This is a genomic window from Streptomyces sp. NPDC005752 (genome assembly GCF_040630715.1).
In the GTDB taxonomy this organism is placed as follows: Bacteria; Actinomycetota; Actinomycetes; order Streptomycetales; family Streptomycetaceae; genus Streptomyces.
Window position 1 is genome coordinate 148,094 of sequence record NZ_JBEXYB010000006.1, and the last position, 20,607, is coordinate 168,700.

Below are 20,607 nucleotides of genomic sequence, written 5' to 3' on the forward strand. Positions count from 1 at the left end.
TCGGGGAAATGAGAGGAAGCCACTGCGGCGTTCTGCTAGGAATCGAGTTCCCACCCAGCCGTGAGGACTTGGATGCCATGCCCCGTGCCGTCACACTCATCCGATCCACCGCCCTGTCCGACGTGGCCGAGTACGCCTACGCCGCCACCGCCCCCGCCGAGGCCCGGTTGATCTTCCTCGCCGGGGCGTGCCCGCTGAACGAGGACGGGTCCACAGCAGCCGTCGGCGACTACGCCGGCCAGGCGGCGAAGGCCCTCGAGAACATGCGGATCGCGCTCGCCGCGGCGGGGGCCGGCCTGCAGGACGTCGTGAGCACGCGCGTGCTGGTGGCTTCCACGCGGCAGGAGGACCTGGTGACCGCGTGGCAGGTGGTCCGGGACGCGTTCGGCGACCACGACGTCCCGAGTACGTTGCTCGGCGTCACCGTCCTCGGATACGACGGCCAACTGGTGGAGATCGAAGGTGTCGCCGCCGTGCTCGACTCCTGAACTCCCCTTCTCCCAGCACCTTCTCGACGGCGAGGGCGCGCCGGCCGAGGCGCAGGTGCGCGGGGTCGGCGGGCGGAATGTATCCGCCGTGTATGCCCGCCTCCTTGAATCCCCGTGTCACCCGAGGACAAGGGGAGAACCATGCAGAGGAATTTCCGCCGGTCGCTGATCGCCACGAGCGCGTTCGCGGCCGCCGTGCTCACCGCTCCGGTCGCCGCCGCGGCGCCGGTCGTGGACTCGTCGGAAGCCGCCGTCGCCGCACGGCCGGCCTTCAAGATGCCCTTCGAGTGCAACCAGACGTGGCTCGGCAGCAACTGGTCCGGGCACAGCCCCGGGCACTCGATCGACTGGAACCACTACGACGCGAACGGCACCCCGGACGACCTGGGTCGCCGGGTGTTCGCGAGTGCAGGTGGCACGGTCCTCGAGTCGTACTACTCGACGGGCGCCGGATACGGGAACACGATAGTCATCGGTCACGGGGGTGGCTGGCAGACGCGGTACGCCCATCTGAAGACGCGTTCGGTGCAGGCGGGCGACTCGGTGAACGTGGGCCAGAAGATCGGCGAGGTCGGCGAGACGTCCGCCCTCTACGACATCACCCCGCACCTGCATTACGAGCAGAAGCTCAACGGGGCGGTCGTCGTCGCGGTCGTCCAGGGGGTCACGTGGAGCGACTACCTCAAGCGCAACCAGGTCAGCAAGAACAGATGCTGACCCACCACCGGGTGCCGGCGGGAGGACGGACCGGCACCCGGTGACCCCCGTGCCGGGTGCGGGTGCGACGGCGGTCGCACCCGCACCCGTCCCCGTCGGCACCGCTCAGCGCATCGAGCGGAGTTTGCCGTCCACCAGTCCCGCCTCGTCGGGCAGGCCCAGGCGGCGCCAGGTCGCGAGGGAGCGGTGGAAGTAGTGCCGCGCGGTCTGCTTGCGGCCGGTCGCGTCGTGCAACTCGCCCAGCAGGCCAGCGACCCGGGCCTCGGCGCGGCGGTCCCCGAGCTGCTGCTGCACAGCGAGTGCTCCGATCAACAGGGCCGACGCCTCACCGGAGTCGCCCTGCCGCAAGCAGAGTTCGGCGACGCTCTGCTGCACGTATGCGGCGCAGTGCAGGTCGGCCAGCTCGTCGAAGATGCCGAGGGCGCGCTCCAGTTCGCCACGCGCCGACTGCGGTTCGCCGCGCAGTTCGTGCAGTACGGCGAGCCGGCGGCGCACCTGTGCCTCGCGGTGCCGGTCCCCATCGGCCCGGGACAGCTCCAGGGCCCCGCTCAACCAGCCGGCCGCCTCCTCCGGGTCCCCGCGTTCCAGCCAGACGGACGCGATCGCGTTGCGTGCCACCGCTTCGCCGTGCCGGTCGCCGGCCTCGGTGAAGTCCTGCAGCGCGGCGGTGAACGTCCCGAGCGCGATGTCGAGATCGCCCATGACGCGGTGGACCGAGCCGGACCCCACCGCGGCGACCGCCTCCCCCGTCGGGTGACCGAGCTCGGCGAAGAGCGCCCTGGCCCGGTCGAAGGAGGCGAGCGCGTCCGCGTACCGGTCCTGGTAGAGATGGAGCTGGCCGAGGTTGCGCAGCAGGGCCGCCGCCCTGACGTCGTCGTGATGCGGCATGGCGTCGAGCACGAGCCGGTGGGTCCGCAGCCAGTCCCCGTAGTAGCCGCGCATGTCGAAGAATCCCGCCAGTTCGATCGCGAGGTCGGCGGCCCGGTCGGTCCGCCCGAGCCGGACGGCCGCGTCGACGGCGGCGACGAGGTTGCGGTGCTCACTCTCGAACCAGTCCACGGGCCGGGCGCGCACCGTGCCGGCGACGGCCTGTGCCGGCCCGTCCGGCAGGCCACGTCCGTCGGGCCCGCCCAGCACACCGAGGAAGCGGGTGGGCATGGCGGCGTTGGCGGTGCGGGCGAGGGCGGTGAGGGCGTCTATGACGTGGAGACGCCTGCGCAGGCGTACGTCCTGATCGTCCGTCAGGGCCAGTTCCCGGGCGTAGGACCGCAGCAGATCGTGCATGCGGTAACGGTTCAGGCCGAGTCGGTCCCTTCCCACGACCTCGACGAGGTGTTCGTCCAGCAGGGTCTCCAGGCCTCCCACCGTCTCACTCCCCCACCCGGTCGCCACGTCGACGAGCCAGCCCGGGACCGCGTCGTCGGGCAGGTCGCCGAACGTACGGAAGGCGTGGGCTGCGGGCTCCGGCAGGTGGCGGTAGCTGAGCTCGGCGCCGGCCCGCACCTCCAGCTCACCGGGGCGTACCGCCCCGAGGCGACCGCGTTCGTCGCGCAGCGAGTCGGCCAGCGTGCCGACGCTCCAGCCGGGCCTGTTCACGAGCCGGGCAGCGGCGATCCGCACCGCCAGCGGCAGTGAACCGCACTCGGCGAGGACACGGTCGGCGTCGGCCCCCTCCCGGCGCAGCCGGTCCGCACCGACGATGGCCCCGAACAGGGCGCGGGCGTCGTCGTGCCGCATCAGCCCGAGCGGGCAGGCGTACGCCGGCAGGCCGGGCATCCGGCGCCGCGAGCTGACCAGCACCGCCGAGCCGCCTGTGCCAGGGAGCAGCGGGCTCACCTGTGCGCCGCCCCGTGCGTCGTCCAGCACGATGAGGAAGCGCCGCTGGGCGAGGCGGGCGCGGAACATCGCGGCGCGTTCGCCCGGTTCACCGGGTATCGCACTGTCGATGACGCCCAGGCCACGCAGCATCTCGGCCAGGACGTCCGCCGGCTCACGTGGGCACTCGCTCCCTCCGGCCAGGTCGACGAAGAGCTGCCCGTCGGGGAACGCGCCACGCACCCGGTGGGCGACGTGCACGGCCAGCGTGGACTTCCCGGCGCCCGGCGGCCCCGACACCGCCGCGACCACGGGCTGTCGGCCGGCGGTGGACAGCAGCCCCTCCAGATCGGCGACCTCGACCGCGCGGCCGGTGAAGTCGGGTATGTCCATGGGTAATTGGCAGACGGGTCCGGTCATTGCCGCGCGGCGTCGGCCTGCGTAGCCGTTGACCTCGGCACCGACGGCCCGCAACGGTTCGCTCGGCTCGATCCCGAGCTCGGCGGCGATCACCTGCTCGGCCTCGGCGTACGCGGACCGCGCCTCGGCGCTGCGCCCCGCGTCGTTCAGCGCATGTACGAGCATCTGCCACAGGTCCTCCCGCAGAGGACTCTCGGCCAGCCGGGACCGCAGGCCGGAGACCAGGTGGGCGTAATCCCCGAGCCGGAGCCGTACCTCCAGGCACTCGTCGACCGCGACCGAACGCAGCCCCTCCAGACGTGTGACGGCCGGGTCCCACACCACGCTCGAGGGCACGTCCTGGAGGACCCCGCCGCGCCAGAGCCCCAGGGCCGATTCGTAGGCACGCAGTGCGGCGGCGTCCTCACCGCGGTCGCGGGCGGCACGGGCCGCCGCGAGCTGCTGCTCGAAGAGCAGCATGTCCACCTCACCGGGTACGACGTCCAGCGAGTAGCCGGAGGGCTCGGTACGCAGCCCGTCGACCGCCTCTGCGGGCAGCCGCTGCCGCAGTGTCCGCACATACGTACGTACGTTGGCGACCGCGGACCGAGGGGCGCCACCGGGCCACAGGACCTCCGTCAGCAGATCCAGCGAGACGAAGCCGTTCGGCTGGAGCAGCAGGGTCGCCAGTACGGCCCGCGGCTTGGCCCCGCCGATCCGTACCGGGACGCCCTGCGCCCTCACCTGGAGCGGCCCCAGGACCCCGAATGCCGGCTCCCCCACCGCAGACCTCCGAGTTCTCGGCAACTGCGTTGCAGGGTAACGATGTTCGAATCTCCTCGATACGGAATCCGACTGACGGCTTCCGCCAGAGCCGTGGCGCGCTCGAGCGGGACTCGGTGTCCGAGCACTGCTGGACCATCGCCGGGTGGGCGAGTTCCCTGCCTGACCGTGTCGGCACCAGGGCACGCGAGCCCAGCATGATCCAGACGGGAGGCTCGACTCCGCCGGCAGCGACCTTCAGGAGCGGAAGCCGATGACGCCGTATCCCGGTCGCGCTTCCGCACGTCGCATCCAGTCGAGGCACTGCGTGACGGCCTCCACGACCTCGGGCTCCAGGGACGGGGCGTGTCCCGACTCGTGAGCCGCGCGCCTGGTGGCCTCGAACTGCTCGAGCGCCTCGGTGATCGCCTCGGGCCCCCACTGCCCGCAGCCCGGCGTGTGGGCGTAGGGCAGGGGAGCAGGCGGAGCACCGTGGTCGAACGCGTCCAAGGACACCGCGGTGATTCCCATGGCCCGCAGGCCCTGATCGACGATCGACAGCCAGTCGCCCCTGTGCGGAGTGAAGCAGTCGTTGGGCAGGAACGAACCGCTGAGCTCGCACAGCCGCCTATAGGCGTAGCCGTACTGAAAGGCGTGGTCGCGGTCCTCGCTGAAGGGTCCGCCGTGAACGACCGCGCGCAGCGCCTCGGCCGCGCTGGGAGCGCCCTTCTCGATCTCGTGGCGGTGGTACGCGTCGTCGCGCACCAGGTCGTCCGCGAATCCACCGCGTACCGCCGTCAGGAAGTCGTCGTCGCGACAGCCGATCAGGGCGTGCGTAGCGGCCACGTCGAGCAGGTAGACGCTCAAGGAGGAACTCATGCGACCACGCTAGGCGATGCAACGGATCGCCCTGCGAGGTGCACCGGCCGCACGGAGAAGATCGACGCCTGAGAGCCGTCGCCCGCTCAGCCCTCCGGGCCGGCACTCGGAGCCGCATGGCGTTCGCCCCGGCTCTCCGCGATCCGATGGACGTCGCGCAGCGATTCGGCCAGGCGGGCCACGACGAAACGCAGTTGGGCCGAGGTGACCTGACGATCGTCGAGCATGTCGGCCACGTGGTCGAGCAGTTCGACAGCCATTCCTAGCTGGACGCTCTCGACGTTGTCCGCGAACCGGGAGACGTATCCCGCCCCGTCACCGAGGACGTAGCAGGGCTTCCCCTCCGGGCCGGACCACGGAAGCAGTCGTGCCGAGTCGGGGATGCGGCGGGTCATACGATCCGCCCCAGGCCGCACCCCGGGCAGGGCCTGACGTCGATCCCGTACATCGCGAGCCACAGCGGGCGCTCCCGCAACGACTCGGACGGCTCGCGCTCGGGAGGCGGGGGCACCCGGAACTCCGCAGTGACCGGCGGAATCGGTTGAAGGAGACGCAGCAGCGTCTCGAGGATGCGGATGGTGCAGTGCAGCACGTCGTCAACTCCGTTGCATGACGGGCGATGCCCACGATCACGACCTGTGGACACACCCTGAAAGCTGTCGCTGAGTAGCGACCCGCTCACAGAGTGGGACGGGCGGCGCTAGGCTCGCCAGGGGGTCGTTGGTGACAAATGCTTCGTCACACTGGAGTTGACGTTGAGTAATAGCTATGGGGACTGGTTCAGGGAACAGCGCCTGGCGGCGGGGCTGACCCAACAGGAGCTGGCCGACGCCGCGGTCATGACCCGTTCGCACATCGCACACATCGAGGCAGGACGCCGGATTCCGTCGAAGGAGGACGCGCGACGGCTGGACGAGGCCCTGAACACGGGAAATGTGCTCAGCAGCTTCCTGCCGGAGGACGACGGGGCGGTGGCCGACCACTTCGCTTCAGCCCGCGTACTCGAACAACAGGCCACCGTGATCAGGGAATTCGCGTCCACCCTTGTACCAGGCATCCTTCAGACCGAGCGCTACATCCGTGCCCTGATGCGCACCGCCTTCCCTCCATGGAGTGAAGAGGAGTGTGACAGGCTCGTTGTCACACGGCTGGCGCGCTCCCAAATGCTTTCCCGACCGACAACGCCCGTAGTGTGGGCGCTTCTGGACGAAGCAGTTCTGCGCCGCCCCGTCGGGGGACGCGCAGTCATGGCGGAACAGATCATGCACATCGTGCGTGTGAGCGAGACCGAGCGGGTACGAACGCACGTGTTGCCCTTCACGCTGGGCGCCCACCCGATCATGCAGGGCATGATGACGCTGATGTGGTTCGAGGACCAGCCCACGGTCGCCTACACCGAGGGCGTCAACACCGGCAAGGTGCACGACGCCCCGGCAGTGGTCGAACGGATGCGGGGTGCTTACGATCTTGCGCTGAGCGACGCACTGCCGCTCCAGGAGTCACTCGCCTTGATGCGGGCGACAGCGAAGGAATACGGACACCATGACTGAGCGCACCATCCCGACCACTTCCGCTGCGAGCGGCTGGCGCAAGTCCACCCACAGCGACAACCAGGGCGGCAGCTGCGTAGAGGTCCTGGACGGCCACCCCTCCGGCGTCCCCGTCCGCGATTCCAAGTCGCCGCAGGGCCCCGCACTGTTGATTTCGGCCGCAGGCTGGTCGTCCTTCGTCGCCGCCGTCAAGGCCGGGCGCTTCTCCGCCTGAGCCGCACATCGCGCACATCGGCGACAAGGCAGCCAGGACGACCTCAGCGCCGTTGCCGAACCCCGAACTGCACGGACACGAGCACGCCATCGCCGCGGTGGTCGCCGATCTCGCACTGCGGCAGCAGCGCCCCGTCGTGATGCCCACCTGGGGCCTCGACGACATGACCAAACTCCACGGGGCCCACGTGCGCCTCGTGGCCGTCCGAGCCGGCGACCACGACCCGAGCACTGTCGGCGACGGCAGTCGCGTCGCCGCACCCCCGCCGAGCGCCGCCCGAAATGTCGGCTCTTCCAGCATGCGCAACTGGGGGTTGACCATTCCTCCCCCCGCCCCTAGGTTTCTCGCAACCCGCTGGTACATCGATTAACCACTCCGGTTGACGACCTGGTTGGAGACATCCCGCTGTGCGCTCACCCCTGAGTCGGCGCGGTTTCATCGCCGCTGGTTCCGGCCTCGCCGCCGCTACCGCGCTGCCCGCAATGTCCGGCTGTTCCACGCTCGCCTCGGCCGATTCCGACCCTGGCACGCTCGTCGTCCACACCCAGCTCGGCACCACCGCGCCGGGCTCGCCCACGTACACCGCCGCCGTGAAGGACTTCGAGAAGGAGAACCCGGGACTCCGGGTCAAGAACCTCGTCAACGGCGACGACCTCCCCCAGGTCTACGAGACCTCGCGTCTGGCCCGTAAGGAGCCGGACGTGGTCATGGTCAACCTGTACGACAAGACGCTCGCCTGGACCGACGTCGGCGCCACCGTCGACGTGAAGGACTACCTCGACGACTGGGGCCTCCGCGAGCGTGTCCTGCCCGCCGCACTCACGGAGTGGACCGACGACGAGGGCAGGCTCCGCGCCTTCCCGTACTTCGCCACCAACTGGCCCGTCGCCTTCAACACCCACCTGCTCGACCGGGCCGGCGTCGGCGCCGTGCCCACCACCGGGGACCAGCTCATCGGCGCCGCGCGGAAGCTGCGGGCGAAGGGCATCGCGCCGGTCACCGTCGGCGGCAACGACTGGACGGGGCAGAAGCTGCTCGCCCAGATCATCCAGACCTTCCTCACCCCGGAGGAGGCCCGGCAGGTCTACACGACCGGGGACTTCAGCGGCAGCCGGGGCGCCCGCGCGGGCATCGACTACTTCGTGACGCTCCGGGACGCCGGTGTCTTCGCCGACAAGGCGCAGGGGCTGACCTCCGACTCGATGACCACGCAGTACAACACGGAGGCGGCGGCCATCCAGTCCGCGATGTCCTCCGCCCTGGCCAAGGTCCCGGCGAAGGCGGCCGGGCACACCGAGATCGGCGGCTGGCCGCTCGCGCCGGGCGCCGCCCACGAGAAGCCGACCATCCTTCGCTCGTACACCCTCATCGGCTTCTGGATCAGTCCCAACGGCGTCAAGAAGCTGTCCTCGGTCGAGAAGTTCCTCCGCTTCATGTACCGCCCCGACGTGGTGTCCCGCTTCATCACCGAGAGCGGCCGGGACATGGCGCTGGTGACCGACACGGTCAGCAAGGACTTCCCGCTGGTGGCCGAGGCCCAGCAGCTCGGCGACCGGGTCGGCCAGGCGCTCCTGCCCGATCTCTACGTCCCGCCGACCGCGACCCAGCCGCTGATCACCGCGACCAGCACCGCCTTCACCCGGGGTACGAGCGCGGCCTCCGTGCGCTCCGCCCTGGAATCCGCCTACCGCACGGCCTGATCCGCGCGCCCGAGCCTTTGCGAGTCCTCCTATGACGATGCTCTCGTCCGCCCCGGGCGGCGCCTCGGTCCGCGGACCGGTCACTCCCCCGCCGTCCGCCTCCCTCACGAAGCGCCGTACGCAGGGCGGGGTCATCCTCGCCGTGCCCGCGCTGGTCTGGTACCTCGTCTTCATGGTCGGCCCGCTGGTCGCCATCTTCGTGATCGCCGCCCTGCACTGGCCGGGCATGCTCCAGCCGGTGTCGTTCGCCGGCACCGGCAACATCAGCGCGGTCCTGGACGACCCGGTCTTCTGGGACGCGGTACAGAACACCGCCGTGCAACTCGTCGTGGCCGTGCCACTGATGATCGTCGGCGCGTACATGCTCGGGTACTACGTCGCCCAGAAACCCCCGGGGCACCGCGTCCTGCGGTATCTGCTCTTCATCCCCGGGCTGATCTCCACCCCCGCCAAGGCGATGGTGTTCTACGCGGTCCTGTCCCCGGACGGCCTGCTCAACGGCGCCCTGGACAAGGCCGGCCTCGGCTCGATGACCGATGCCTGGCTCGCCTCCCCCTCCACCGCGCTCGGCTCCCTCATCCTCCTCGACGTGTGGAGCGGCATCGGGTTCACCGCCGTGCTGTTCGCGGCCCGGCTGGGCAGCGTGCCGGACGAGATCGGTGAGGCCGCGCAGCTCGACGGCGCCGGTCACTGGCGCGCCATGTGGCGCATCCACTTCCCCGTCATCCGTGACTTCGTCGGTGTCGTGACGATGCTCCAGTTCCTCTGGACGCTCTTCGGTTCGGCGCAGAACGTGCTGCTGCTGACCCAGGGCGGCCCGGGAAGCTCGTCGACGACGTTGTCCTTCCTCGTCTACCAGAAGGCGTTCATCGCGGCCGACCTCGGCTACAGCCAGACCGTCGGCGTGGTCCTCTTCCTGGTCGGCCTGGCCGGGCTGCTCACCATCCGTCGCGTCTTCCGCCAGAACTACTGATCGGAGCAGGTCCCATGAAGTTCGGAAGGTCCTGGCTGCCTGCGCACGTCTTCGCCTGGCTGTACATGGTGCTGCTGGTCGTGCCCCTCTACTACCTGCTGGTCTCGGCGTTCAAGACGAACGACCAGATCTTCGGGAGCCCGTTCTCCCTGCCCACCTCCTTCTCCACCCACAACTTCACCGAGTCGTTCTCCTCGGCGCACCTCGGGCCGGCGATCCTCAACTCGATGCTCGTGACCGCGCTGGCGCTGGTCCTCACCCTGGCGCTCGCGATACCCGCCGCCTTCGCCATCGCGCGTGCCGAGGGCCGTCTCGGGGCCCTGGTGGAGCGGGTGTTCTCGCTGGGGTTCCTGATCCCCACGTTCGCTGCCCTCTTCCCCACGTTCCTGCTGGCCGCCGCCACCGGGCTGTTCCACACCCGGGCGTTCATGGTGCTGTTCCTGCCGGCGACGGCGATGCCGCTGTCCGTCGTCATCCTGGTGCAGTTCATGCGGACGATCCCGCGCGAGATGGAGGAGGCGGCGCGCATGGACGGGGCGTCCACCTTCGCCGTCCTGCGGCACGTCTACACGCCGATGTGCATGCCGGGCATCGCGACGATCCTGCTGCTGAACTTCCTGACCTTCTGGAACGAGTACCTCTACTCGCTGGTCATCATCGGGCCCGACCCGGACCTGCGGACGGTGCAGGTCGCCCTGCCGACGCTCAAGTCCCTGACGGGGACGGACTACGGCATCCTTACCGCGGGCACGGTGCTGACCCTGGTCCCGGTCTGGGTGGTCTACACCGTGCTCCAGAAGCGGATGCAGCAGGCCCTCGTCAGCGGAGCGGTGAAGATGTGAACAAGCGTCTCGAAGGGCGTGCTCCCGCGCGCCCCACGATCAAGGCCGTGGCCGCCGCCGCGGGGGTGTCGACCGCGGCGGTCTCCCAGGCCGTCAACGGCACCGGCCGGATCTCGGAGGCCACCCGCCGCCGGGTCCTCGACGCGGCAACGGAGCTCGGCTGGTCCCCCAGCGCCTCCGCGACCGCGTTGCGCCGGGCCCGTACGCGCACGATCGCGCTCGTCGTCCGGCGGCCCACCGACGTGCTGGGCTCCGACCCGCACTTCAGTGAGCTGATCACCGGTCTGGAGGGCGAACTCGCCCCGCGTGGCTACGGTCTGCTGCTCCACCTGGTCGCCGGCATGGCCCAGGAGAGCGCGCTGTACGAACGCCTGGTCGCCGAGGGCCGCATAGACGGCGCCGTGCTGACCGACGCCCGCGCCGACGACCCGCGCCCGGAGCTGCTGCGCGGCCTGGGGCTGCCCGCCGTCCTGCTGGGCGCCCCCGACGCCGCGTCGCCCGTGCCCCTGGTGGGGCTCGGGCAGCAGGGGGCGGGCGTCCGGGAGGCGGTCGCGCATCTGCTGGAGCTCGGGCACCGGCGCGTCGCGTACGTCGCCGGGCCGGCCGAACTGCTGCACACCCGGCTGCGGTTGCACGCCTTCGAGGAGGCACTCGCCGAGGCGGGTCTGCGCCCCGTCGCCGTACGGCACAGCGACTTCACCGAGCAGGCTGCCGTCGACGTCACCGAGGAGCTGCTCGCCCTGCCCGACCGGCCGACCGCCCTCGTGTTCCCCAACGACTCCATGGCGGTCTGCGGCATCGGCACCGCCCAGCGCGCCGGACTCCGGGTACCCGACGACCTCTCCGTCATCGGGTACGACAACCTCTCGCTCGGCCGCTGGGTCCACCCCCGGCTCACCACCGTCGACCAGCAGGTGCAGCGCGTCGGCGCGGCCGCCGCGCGAACCCTCCTCGCCGGCTGCGGCGAGGACGTGCCCCCGCCGGTGCTCGACGGCCGCCCCCGTCTGGTCGTACGCGAGTCGACCGGCCCCCTGCCGCCACCGATCTGAACCGCCGCACCACCACGGCACCCCCCGCACACCGAAGAGGACCTGTAGAACCATGCGACGCCACAGCGCCCAGCTCACCCACGACTCCGCCGTACTCCCGTGGCTCGGGGCCAACTTCTGGTCCCGCACCGGTGGTCCGCTGATGTGGCGGAACTACGAGCCGAAGACGGTGCGCGAGGAGCTGGCCGTGCTCCGGGAGCACGGCCTGAACATGACGCGGTCGTTCTTCTACTGGCCCGACTTCCACCCCGAGCCCGGACGCATCGACGAGGAACTCTGCGACCGGTTCCGCGACTTCCTGGACGCCCACCACGAGCTGGGCATGGGGACGGTCCCGACCTTCATCGTCGGCCACATGTCGGGTGAGAACTGGGACCCGGCCTGGCGCGGTGACCGGGATCTGTACGAGGACGTGTGGCTGGTCGGCCGGCAGGCGTGGTTCGTCTCCCAGATGACGCGCCGCTTCAAGGACCACCCGGCGGTCACGGGCTGGCTGATCACGAACGAGATGCCCGGTTACGGCCGGATCTACCAGGTCGACCCGCCGTCCAGCGACGTCGTCACCGCCTGGGCGCAGTTCATGTGCGACGCCGTGCGCGCGGCGGGCGGCACCCAGCCGGTGTCGCTCGGCGACGGCGCCTGGGGCATCGAGGTGACCGGGCGGGACAACGGCTTCTCGCTGCGGGAGACCGCCGAGTACGTCGACTTCGTGGGGCCGCACGTCTACCGGTCGGACACGGACCGGCCGCGCCAGCACTACCGGGCCGCGTTCGAGTGCGAGCTGGCCGCCGTGACGGGGCAGCCGGTCGTCCTGGAGGAGTTCGGGCTCTCCACCGACGTCGTCTCCGCCGCGAACGCCGGGATCTTCTACCGGCAGACGCTGCACAACTCGCTGCTCGGCGGGGCGACCGGCTGGATGGCGTGGAACAACACGGACTACGACGACCTGTGGGAGCAGTCGCCGTACGACCACCATCCCTTCGAGATGCACTTCGGGATCACCGACGGCGCCGGGCGCCCCAAGGAGCCGCTGCGCGAACTGGCCTCCTTCGCGAAGGTCCTGGAACAGGTCGACTTCCCGCGCTGCCGCCGCACCGACGCGGACGCGGCCCTCGTCGTGCCGGCCTTCCTGGAGCGGGGCTACCCCTACAGCAGGCCCGCCGACCGCCCGCTGATCTTCACCTCGCTGCACCAGGGGTATGTGGCGGCGCGCGGCGCGGACCTGCCGGTGGCCTTCGCCCGGGAGGCGGACGGGCTGCCGGACGACGCCTCGCTGTACCTGCTGCCCTCGACCCGTCAGCTGACCACCCGCACGCGCCGGGACCTGGAGCGCCGGGCCAGGGAGGGGGCCACGGTCTACCTGTCGTTCTGCTCGGGCGAGTACCCGACGACCCGTGGCCCCTGGTTCCACGACCTGGACGGGCTGTTCGGTGTGGAGCTCCAGCTGTCCTACGGGGTCGCGGAGCCGATCGAGGACGACGTCCTGGAGATGACGTTCACCGAGGACTTCGGGTCGATAGCGGCGGGCGAGGTGCTGACGTTCCCGGTCGCGGGCAACGAGGACAGCCGTGCCTATCTGCCGGTCGTCCCGGACGGCGCGCGGGTCGTCGCGACGGACGCGCACGGCCGTCCGGCGCTGCTGCGGTACGAGACGGGCGCGGGCAGGACGGTCCTGGCGACGTATCCGCTGGAGCACATGGCGGCGCGCACCGCGCGCGCCAATCCGGAGCAGACGCACCGGCTGTACGCGGCTCTGGCCGAACTGGCGGGCGCCGCACGCCCGGTGACGGTGGACACCCCGTACGTCAGCGCGGACACGCTGGTCCGCGAGGACGGTGCGCGTTTCGTGTGGCTGGTGAGCCAGTCAGGCGAGGAGCTGACCGTGCGCCCGGCGGCGGACGGCCGGCTGCGCGAGCTGACCGGCGGGGACCCGGTGCGGGACGTGACCCTGCCCCCGTACGGGGTGCGCGTGCTCGAACTGCGCTGACCGCCCCGCCCTTCTTGACCTCCGAGGTGAACCACCCCATGTCCGAGCCACTGTTCCGCGACCCCGAGGCGCCCGTCGCCGACCGGGTCGGCGATCTGCTGTCACGGATGACGCTCACCGAGAAGGTGGGCCAGGTCAACCAGCGTATGTACGGCTGGGACGCGTACGAGCGCACCGCGTCCGGCCACCGGCTGACGGACGCGTTCCGGGCGGAGGTGGCGGCCGGTGACGGGATGGGAGCGCTGTACGGGCTCCAGCGCGCCGACCCCTGGTCCGGCGTGACCGCGGAGACGGGTATCGGCGCGGCGGACGGGGCGCGGGTGTCCGACGCGGTGCAGCGGCACGTCGTCGAGAACACCCGGCTCGGCATCCCCGTCCTGCTGGTCGAGGAGATGCCGCACGGCCTGCAGGCCCTGGACGGGACCGTGCTGCCGGTGAACCTGGCGGTCGGCGCCACCTGGAATCCGGAGCTGTACGAGGAGGCGGCCGCCGTCGCGGCCGCCGAGCTCCGGGCCCGTGGTGGACATGTCGCGCTGGTCTCGGCGCTCGACCTGGTGCGGGATCCGCGCTGGGGTCGCGCGGAGGAGTGCTTCGGTGAGGACCCGTACCTCGCGGCGCGGTTCACCGAGGCACTCGTACGCGGTGTGCAGGGGCCGGCCGGGGAGCGCATCGGGCCGGATCGCGCGGCCGTCGTCCTCAAGCACTTCGCCGGGCAGGGGGCCACGGTCGGGGGCCGGAACAGCGCCGCCACCGAGCTGGGCGCGAGGGAACTGCACGAGATCCACCTGGTGGCGGCGCTGGCGGGCGTACGGGCCGGAGCCGCGGGCCTCATGGCCGCGTACAACGAGTTCGACGGCGTGCCGTGCGCTGCGAACCACCACCTGCTGACCGGGATCCTGCGGGAGCAGTGGGGATACGGCGGTCTGGTGATGGCCGACGGGCTCGCGGTCGACCGCCTGGTGCGGATGGCGGGTGACCCGGCGGCGGCCGGTGCGCTGGCGCTGCGGGCGGGGACCGACCTGAGCCTGTGGGACGACTGCTACCCCCGGCTGGCGGAGGCGGTCCGGCGCGGCCTCGTCGAGGAGTCCACGCTCGACACCGCGGTGGGACGCGTCCTCGCCCTGAAGTTCCGCCTCGGCCTCTTCGAGCACCCGTACACGGCCGGGCGGGCCGCCGCCGAGGGGCCGGACCCGGCACGCGCGGAGCGGCTGAGCGAGCGCATCGCCCGCGAGTCCGTCACCCTCCTCGAACACGACGGGGTGACGCTGCCGCTCGCGGACCGGCGTATCGGGACCGTGGCGGTCATCGGGCCGAACGCCGATTCCGTGCCGCAGCAGATCGGCGACTACACCGCGCCGCAACGGCCCGGCACGGGCAGCAGCGTGCTCGCCGGCATCCGGGCCGCCGCGCCGGAGGGCACCGACGTCACGTACGCCGGGGGCTGCGGCCTGGTGGGCGGGGATCTGTCGGGCATCCCCGAGGCGGTGGCGCTCGCCTCCGCCTCCGATGTGGCCGTGCTGGTCCTCGGCGGATCGAGCGCACGCGAGTCCGGAACCCGTTTCGACGCCAACGGGGCAGCCGTCGTCGCCTCCGGGAATCCGGTGGAGATGACGTGCGGCGAGGGCGTCGACCTCGCCGAACTCGCCCTTCCCCCGGCTCAGTCGGCCCTGCTGGACGCCGTCGCCGCGACCGGGACCCCGGTGGTCGTGGTGATCGTCCAGGGCCGCCCCCACGCCCTGCCGGACCTCTCCGGCACGGCGGCAGCGGTACTGAGTGCCTGGTATCCGGGTCCGTGGGGCGGGAGGGCGGTCGCGGACGTGCTGTTCGGCGCGGCCCAGCCGCAGGGGCGGCTGCCCGTGTCCGTGCCACGCTCTGCGGCCCAACTGCCCGTCTTCTACAACGGGAAGGACCACGGCTACCGGGGCTACGTCGACCAGCCCGCCACGGCCCGTCATCCCTTCGGCCACGGGCTGTCCTGCACGACGGTCGAGTACGGCGCGCCCCGGCTGTCCCTGCCGTCCCTGGACGTGGACCGGTTCGACGGGCCGGCACCGGTGAGCTGTGTGGTCCGCGTCGCCAACACCGGCACGCGAGCGGTGCGGGAGACGGTCCAGCTCTACGTACGCCGGGTGCTCGGCGGGACCTCGTGGCCACGGGTGCGCGAGCTGCGCGGTTTCGCACAGGTGGAGCTGGCTCCCGGCGGGAGTACCGAGGTCACCTTCCCGGTGGACGCCCGGACCCTGGCCTCGTTCACCTACGCGGGGCAATGGGCCGTGGAGCCCGCCGAGTTCGCGATCGGGACCGGCCCGTCGTCGCACCGCACCCAGGAGGTGCGGCTCACGGTGACGGCCGGACCGCGCGCAGACCGCCGGTGACGGCGGCGGGCATGCGCCCGCCGCATCGTTCCCGGGGCGTCGCGGCCCTCCGCTCGGCGAACGCCGGCTGCACGCCGGTGCGCACAGGCGCTTTCCCACCCGTCGCACAGACCTCGCGCGCCCCCCTTTCGGACCTGTCTGCGCAGGTCATCGGGGTGCCACGCTGCTTTCTGACCACGGGCATCGCCCCGCCGAGGAACAGCGAAAGGTCTTCACCGTGAACCGCATCACCGCACTTGCCGCCACCGCCGTCGTCCTGGCTTTCGGGCTGGGTACGGGCCCCGTCTCGGCCACGGACGCCGACGCGCGCACGGCCGCCGGGCAGACCGGGCCGGCCGCTCCGGCCGCCGCGTTCACCCGTTGCACGCACGGCTACTTCTGCGCCTTCGACGGCTGGAACGGCGAGGGGACCCGCTGTCAGTGGACAGCCCGCGAGATGCGGAACACCGCCGACAACTGCTCGTTCATCCGCGCGGGGCGGAACGTCCTGTCGGTGTGGAACAAGACCGAGCACCGGGTGCAGTACTACACGCAGACCAACTTCAACTCACGTGTGGGTTCCACGCTCGCCGGGCAGGGCGGCAACCTCCAGGGGAGTTACCAGATCCGCTCGTTCAAGCCCCAGTAGCCGGGGCCCCGGCCACATCCCGGTGACAGGCGGCCGGCTCCGGGGCCCGGACCAGCGTCGTGCGGGCTCACTGCACGCGGGCGGACGACCGGCCGCCGCCGTCGTCGTCGTCCTCGTCGCTGTCGTCGCCCGGGATGTGGACGTCGAAGACGTTGATGTTGATCTCGACGACCTGCAGACCGGTCATGGTCTCGACCGCGTCCGTCACGTTGTTCCTGACCCGGTCGGCGAGTTCGTGGATCGGCACGCCGTACTCCACCTTGATGTCGACATCGATCGCCGTCTGCTTCTCGCCCACCTCCACCTTCACCGAGCGTCCTGCCGCGGAGGACCCGGACACCCGGCCGGTGACGGCTCCCAGCGCCTTCGACGCCCCTTTGCCCACCGCGTGCACGCCGTCCGTGTCGCGGATGGCGATGCCCGCGATGGTGGAGACGACGTTGTCGGAGATGGTGGTCGTGCCGCGTCCGGTCTGTCCCGTGTTCCCGTCCATATCAGCCATGACTGCCTCGCAGAGGGTTGGTACGACAGGCCGGCCCGTTTCTCACCGGCCCCTCGTTTCACTGTGCGCCCGCCCGTCGCCTGCCGCCATCGGGGTGACACAGCGCTCCGCGCCGGCACTCTCCGCCACTTCCGGACACGCGACCAATCCGGGGGCGGACCGGCTCTAAATCACCGGCGAGGGTCAGGAACCAGCCCTCACCTCCCTGTCCGGGGGCGCGGCGGCCCGTGCCCCCGGACAGCACCTCGCAGGTCCCCTCGCGTGCGACCGCCCCGGCACCGCCCTCCTCGAACTCCGCCTCCGGAGAGCCGGGTTCTCCCACGGACAGCCCCGCCGGCACGTCGGGCACGGCCGGGCCCGCAAGCCGTTCCCGTACGGCCCGGAGAAGGGCGGCGGGCGGCGGGCGTGCTCAGCATCACCCTGGACAGCCACCGTGACCGCCGGGTAACTTTTGACCAGGACTGAGCAAGCGCTTAGCCACTGCGACCGAAGCCGAAGCTGACACCAGGAGGCACCCCGTGCGCCGTACGGTTTACAACGAGGACCACGAGGCGTTCCGGGAGACCATCCGCGCCTTCATCGAGGCCGAGGTCGTCCCCGTCTACGACGAGTGGTTCGCGGAGGGCCAGGCGCCGCGCGACTTCTACTACAAGCTCGCCGAGCTGGGCATCTTCGGCATCGAGGTGCCCGAGGAGTACGGCGGCGCGGGCATCGAGTCCTTCAAGTTCGAGGCGATCCTGTACGAGGAGACCGCGCGTGCGGGCATCTCCTTCGGCGGCTCCGGCGTGCACGTCCTGCTCTGCCTGCCGTACCTCAAGGCGTACGCCACCGAGGAGCAGAAGAAGCGCTGGCTGCCGGACTTCGTCTCCGGCAAGTCCATGTACGCGATAGCCATGACCGAGCCGGGCACCGGCTCCGACCTGGCCGGCATGAAGACGACCGCCAAGCTCTCCGAGGACGGCACGCACTACGTCCTCAACGGCGCGAAGACCTTCATCACCGGTGGTGTGCACGCCGACAAGGTCATCGTCTGCGCCCGCACGGACGCCCCCAAGGCCGACGACCGCCGCCACGGCATCTCGCTCCTGGTGGTCGACACCAAGTCCGAGGGCTACTCGGTCGGCCGCAAGCTCGACAAGCTGGGCCTCAAGGTCTCCGACACCGCCGAGCTGGCCTTCGTGGACGTCAAGGTGCCCGTCGACGACCTTCTCGGCGAGGAGAACAAGGGCTTCTCCTACCTCGGCCAGAACCTCCCCCAGGAGCGCCTGGGCATCGCCGTCGGCGCGTACGCGCAGGCAGCCGCCGCCGTGCGCTTCGCCCAGCAGTACACGCAGGACCGCACCGTCTTCGGCAAGACCGTCGCGTCCTTCCAGAACACCAAGTTCGAGCTGGCCGCCTGCAAGGCCGAGGTGGACGCGGCCGAGGCGGTCTGCGACCGCGCGATCGAGGCCCTGGACGCCGGTGAGCTCACGCCCGCCGAGGCAGCCTCGGCGAAGCTGTTCTGCACCGAGGTCGCGCACCGCGTGATCGACCGCTGCCTCCAGCTGCACGGCGGCTACGGCTTCATGAACGAGTACCCGATCGCCCGTCTCTACACGGACAACCGGGTCAACCGCATCTACGGCGGCACCAGCGAGGTCATGAAGTCGATCATCGCCAAGTCCATGGGCCTCTGAGAGCGGCTACGTTCTCTCCATGTGCTCAGCACTCGACTCCCTGCTCGATCTGCTCGACCTGGAGCGGATCGAGCAGGACATCTTCCGGGGCATGAGCCGTTCGGCGGTCGTGCCCCGTGTCTTCGGCGGCCAGGTCGCGGCCCAGGCCCTGGTCGCCGCCGGGCGCACGGTCCCCGACGACCGGGGCGCCCACTCCCTGCACGCGTACTTCCTGCGTCCAGGGGACCCGGGCGCGCCGATCGTCTACAGCGTGGACCGGATCCGGGACGGGCGGTCGTTCACCACCCGCCGGGTCGTCGCCGTGCAGCACGGCAAGCCGATCTTCCACCTCTCGGCGTCGTTCCAGGTGCACGAGGAGGGCATGGACCACCAGGCGGTCATGCCCTCCGCCCCGGACCCGGAGACCCTGCCGACGGCGGAGCAGATGCTGCCCCGGTACGCCGACCGCTTCACCGACCCGCGCATGGTGGACCGGCTGCTGGAGGCCCGGGCGGCGGTCGACCTGCGGTACGTGGACGCCCCGCCGTTCGCCACCGCCGGTGAACCGCGCGAGCCGCGCTCCCAGGTCTGGTTCCGGACCCGCGGGAAGCTGGCGGACGACCCGCTGCTGCACGTCTGCATGGCGACGTACGTCTCCGACATGACCCTGCTCGACTCGGTGCTGCTCGCCCACGGGCGCGGCGGCTGGTCGGTGGGCGACGTGGTGGGCGCCAGCCTGGACCACGCGATGTGGTTCCACCGCCCCTTCCGGGCCGACGAGTGGCTGCTGTACGACCAGGAGTCGCCGTCCGCGTCCGGCGGGCGCGGTCTCGGCCAGGCCAGGATCTGGACTGCGGACGGGAAGCTGGCCATCACGGTCATCCAGGAGGGCCTGGTCCGCGTCCCGAGGGACTGAAGCCACACATTCGGACATACTGCCCCTCATGAGTGACGCCAGGAGTGACGAGCGGAGCGGGGGCGGAGAGTCCACGTTCACCGTCGTCGTCGCGGCGGCCGCCAATCTCGGTATCGCCCTGGCGAAGCTGGTGGCGGGGCTGATCAGCGGTTCGAGCGCGATGCTCTCGGAGGCCGCGCACTCAGTGGCGGACACCGTCACCGAGCTCATGCTCCTCACCGCGCTCAAGCGCAGCGAGAAGCCGCCCGACGAGGACCACCCGCTGGGTTACGGCCCGGAGCGGTACGTCTGGGCGATGCTCGCCGCCGTCGCGACCTTCGTGGGCGGCGCGGTGTTCTCCCTGTACGACGGCATCCACACCCTGCTGAAGGGCGAGGAGCTGGGCGATCCGCTCGTCTCGTACATCGTGCTCGCGGTCGCCTTCCTGCTGGAGGGCTTCTCGCTGCGTACGGGTGTGCGCCAGGTGCGCGGCGACGCGGCACGCCTCCGGATGCCCGCGCCGCGCTACCTGCGCCGGACCCCCGACACGGCGGTCAAGGCCGTGGTGATGGAGGACTCGGCGGCCCTGGCCGGGCTGCTGCTGGCCGCCGGCGGCCTGCTGGGCGGGCAGCTCTCCGGTTCGGGGGTCTGGGACGGCATCGCCTCGGTCCTCATCGGCGTGCTGCTGGTGTACGTGGCGTGGGTGCTCTGCCGGTCCAACGCCCAGCTGCTGATCGGCAGGCCCCTCCCGGCGGAGATGCGGGCCGGGGTGCGCGAGGAACTGCTGTCCGTGCCGCACATCGTCGAGGTGCTGGAACTGACCACCCTGATCCAGGGCCCCTCGGAGCTGCTGGTCGCCGCGAAGATCGACTTCAGGGACGCGTCGACGGCCGCACAGGTCGAGTGGGCGTGCGAGGAGGCGGAGCAGCAGCTGCGCGAGCGCTATCCCTCGATCCAGCGGGTGTATCTGGATCCGACACCGGGGCGCGCGCAGCGGCTCGCGGCGCGCTCCGGCGGCTGAGCCGGGCGCGGTCGGCCGAATCCAGGGCCACTGTCTGCTACGGGTCATATCCAGCCAGAGGCGTATCCGGCGGAGCATCAGGCGGCGATATCGGTCAGACATCGACAGCACCAGGCCATCTTCCGCCCCCTCACCGGTGATCAACCTGACGCACCG

Annotated in this window: 19 protein-coding genes; 14 read left to right on the forward strand and 5 right to left on the reverse strand. The window is 71.1% G+C overall.

Annotation, left to right across the window (positions count from 1 at the left end; translation table 11 throughout):
- Nucleotides 1–77: 77 nt before the first annotated feature.
- The gene (locus ABZ441_RS07555; protein WP_358969451.1) at nt 78–488 is read left to right on the forward strand and encodes a RidA family protein; all 411 of its coding nucleotides are present in this window, start codon (nt 78–80) and stop codon (nt 486–488) included.
- Between the two features lie 141 nt (nt 489–629).
- Nucleotides 630–1,205 (forward strand): M23 family metallopeptidase, encoded by a 576-nt coding sequence (locus tag ABZ441_RS07560; RefSeq protein WP_358969453.1) that lies wholly within the window; start codon nt 630–632, stop codon nt 1,203–1,205.
- A gap of 105 nt (nt 1,206–1,310) precedes the next feature.
- Here ABZ441_RS07560 and ABZ441_RS07565 read toward each other — a convergent pair whose 3' ends face one another.
- The 4 genes from ABZ441_RS07565 to ABZ441_RS07580 form a co-directional block, all read right to left on the reverse strand.
- The gene (locus tag ABZ441_RS07565) at nt 1,311–4,202 is read right to left on the reverse strand and encodes a BTAD domain-containing putative transcriptional regulator (RefSeq protein WP_358969456.1); all 2,892 of its coding nucleotides are present in this window, start codon (nt 4,200–4,202) and stop codon (nt 1,311–1,313) included.
- Between the two features lie 237 nt (nt 4,203–4,439).
- On the reverse strand, nt 4,440–5,060 hold the full coding sequence (locus ABZ441_RS07570) for a hypothetical protein (protein ID WP_358969458.1): 621 nt from the start codon (nt 5,058–5,060) through the stop codon (nt 4,440–4,442).
- A gap of 86 nt (nt 5,061–5,146) precedes the next feature.
- Complete coding sequence (locus ABZ441_RS07575; RefSeq protein WP_358969460.1) at nt 5,147–5,455, reverse strand: hypothetical protein; 309 nt, start codon at nt 5,453–5,455, stop codon at nt 5,147–5,149.
- Nucleotides 5,452–5,652, reverse strand: coding sequence for a hypothetical protein (locus tag ABZ441_RS07580; RefSeq protein WP_358969462.1), 201 nt, complete (start codon nt 5,650–5,652; stop codon nt 5,452–5,454). Before ABZ441_RS07580 ends, ABZ441_RS07575 begins: the two co-directional genes overlap by 4 nt.
- 163 nt (nt 5,653–5,815) lie before the next feature.
- Between ABZ441_RS07580 and ABZ441_RS07585 the strand changes: the two genes are divergently transcribed.
- From ABZ441_RS07585 to ABZ441_RS07625, 9 genes are all read left to right on the forward strand, one after another.
- Nucleotides 5,816–6,610 carry a helix-turn-helix transcriptional regulator gene (locus tag ABZ441_RS07585; protein ID WP_358969464.1) on the forward strand — a complete coding sequence of 265 codons (795 nt, stop codon included), beginning with the start codon at nt 5,816–5,818 and terminating at the stop codon, nt 6,608–6,610.
- Entirely contained in the window at nt 6,603–6,824 is a 222-nt protein-coding gene (locus ABZ441_RS07590) for a DUF397 domain-containing protein (protein ID WP_358969466.1), read from the forward strand. Before ABZ441_RS07585 ends, ABZ441_RS07590 begins: the two co-directional genes overlap by 8 nt.
- A 407-nt stretch (nt 6,825–7,231) precedes the next feature.
- Nucleotides 7,232–8,524, forward strand: a complete 1,293-nt coding sequence (locus ABZ441_RS07595; RefSeq protein WP_358969468.1) for an ABC transporter substrate-binding protein — start codon at nt 7,232–7,234, stop codon at nt 8,522–8,524.
- A 31-nt stretch (nt 8,525–8,555) separates the two neighbouring features.
- A complete protein-coding gene (locus tag ABZ441_RS07600) occupies nt 8,556–9,497 on the forward strand; it encodes a sugar ABC transporter permease (protein ID WP_358969470.1) in 942 nt (313 codons plus the stop codon).
- Nucleotides 9,498–9,511: 14 nt separating this feature from the next.
- Nucleotides 9,512–10,339, forward strand: a complete 828-nt coding sequence (locus ABZ441_RS07605) for a carbohydrate ABC transporter permease (RefSeq protein ID WP_358969472.1) — start codon at nt 9,512–9,514, stop codon at nt 10,337–10,339.
- The gene (locus ABZ441_RS07610) at nt 10,336–11,388 is read left to right on the forward strand and encodes a LacI family DNA-binding transcriptional regulator (RefSeq protein ID WP_358969473.1); all 1,053 of its coding nucleotides are present in this window, start codon (nt 10,336–10,338) and stop codon (nt 11,386–11,388) included. The genes ABZ441_RS07605 and ABZ441_RS07610 overlap by 4 nt, the downstream gene beginning before the upstream one ends.
- Nucleotides 11,389–11,440: 52 nt before the next feature.
- A complete protein-coding gene (locus ABZ441_RS07615; protein WP_358969476.1) occupies nt 11,441–13,375 on the forward strand; it encodes a cellulase family glycosylhydrolase in 1,935 nt (644 codons plus the stop codon).
- 38 nt (nt 13,376–13,413) lie between these two features.
- Complete coding sequence (locus tag ABZ441_RS07620) at nt 13,414–15,750, forward strand: glycoside hydrolase family 3 N-terminal domain-containing protein (RefSeq protein WP_358969478.1); 2,337 nt, start codon at nt 13,414–13,416, stop codon at nt 15,748–15,750.
- A 217-nt stretch (nt 15,751–15,967) separates the two neighbouring features.
- A complete protein-coding gene (locus ABZ441_RS07625) occupies nt 15,968–16,378 on the forward strand; it encodes a peptidase inhibitor family I36 protein (protein ID WP_358969480.1) in 411 nt (136 codons plus the stop codon).
- Between the two features lie 67 nt (nt 16,379–16,445).
- Here ABZ441_RS07625 and ABZ441_RS07630 read toward each other — a convergent pair whose 3' ends face one another.
- Nucleotides 16,446–16,880, reverse strand: coding sequence for an Asp23/Gls24 family envelope stress response protein (locus ABZ441_RS07630; RefSeq protein ID WP_358969482.1), 435 nt, complete (start codon nt 16,878–16,880; stop codon nt 16,446–16,448).
- Between the two features lie 518 nt (nt 16,881–17,398).
- Between ABZ441_RS07630 and ABZ441_RS07635 the strand changes: the two genes are divergently transcribed.
- From ABZ441_RS07635 to ABZ441_RS07645, 3 genes are read left to right on the forward strand one after another with little or no spacing between them, the layout of a single operon-like run.
- Entirely contained in the window at nt 17,399–18,556 is a 1,158-nt protein-coding gene (locus ABZ441_RS07635; protein ID WP_358969484.1) for an acyl-CoA dehydrogenase family protein, read from the forward strand.
- A gap of 19 nt (nt 18,557–18,575) precedes the next feature.
- Entirely contained in the window at nt 18,576–19,451 is an 876-nt protein-coding gene (gene tesB, locus ABZ441_RS07640; protein WP_358969486.1) for an acyl-CoA thioesterase II, read from the forward strand.
- Between the two features lie 28 nt (nt 19,452–19,479).
- Nucleotides 19,480–20,451, forward strand: a complete 972-nt coding sequence (locus ABZ441_RS07645) for a cation diffusion facilitator family transporter (protein WP_358969488.1) — start codon at nt 19,480–19,482, stop codon at nt 20,449–20,451.
- Nucleotides 20,452–20,607 lie beyond the last annotated feature (156 nt).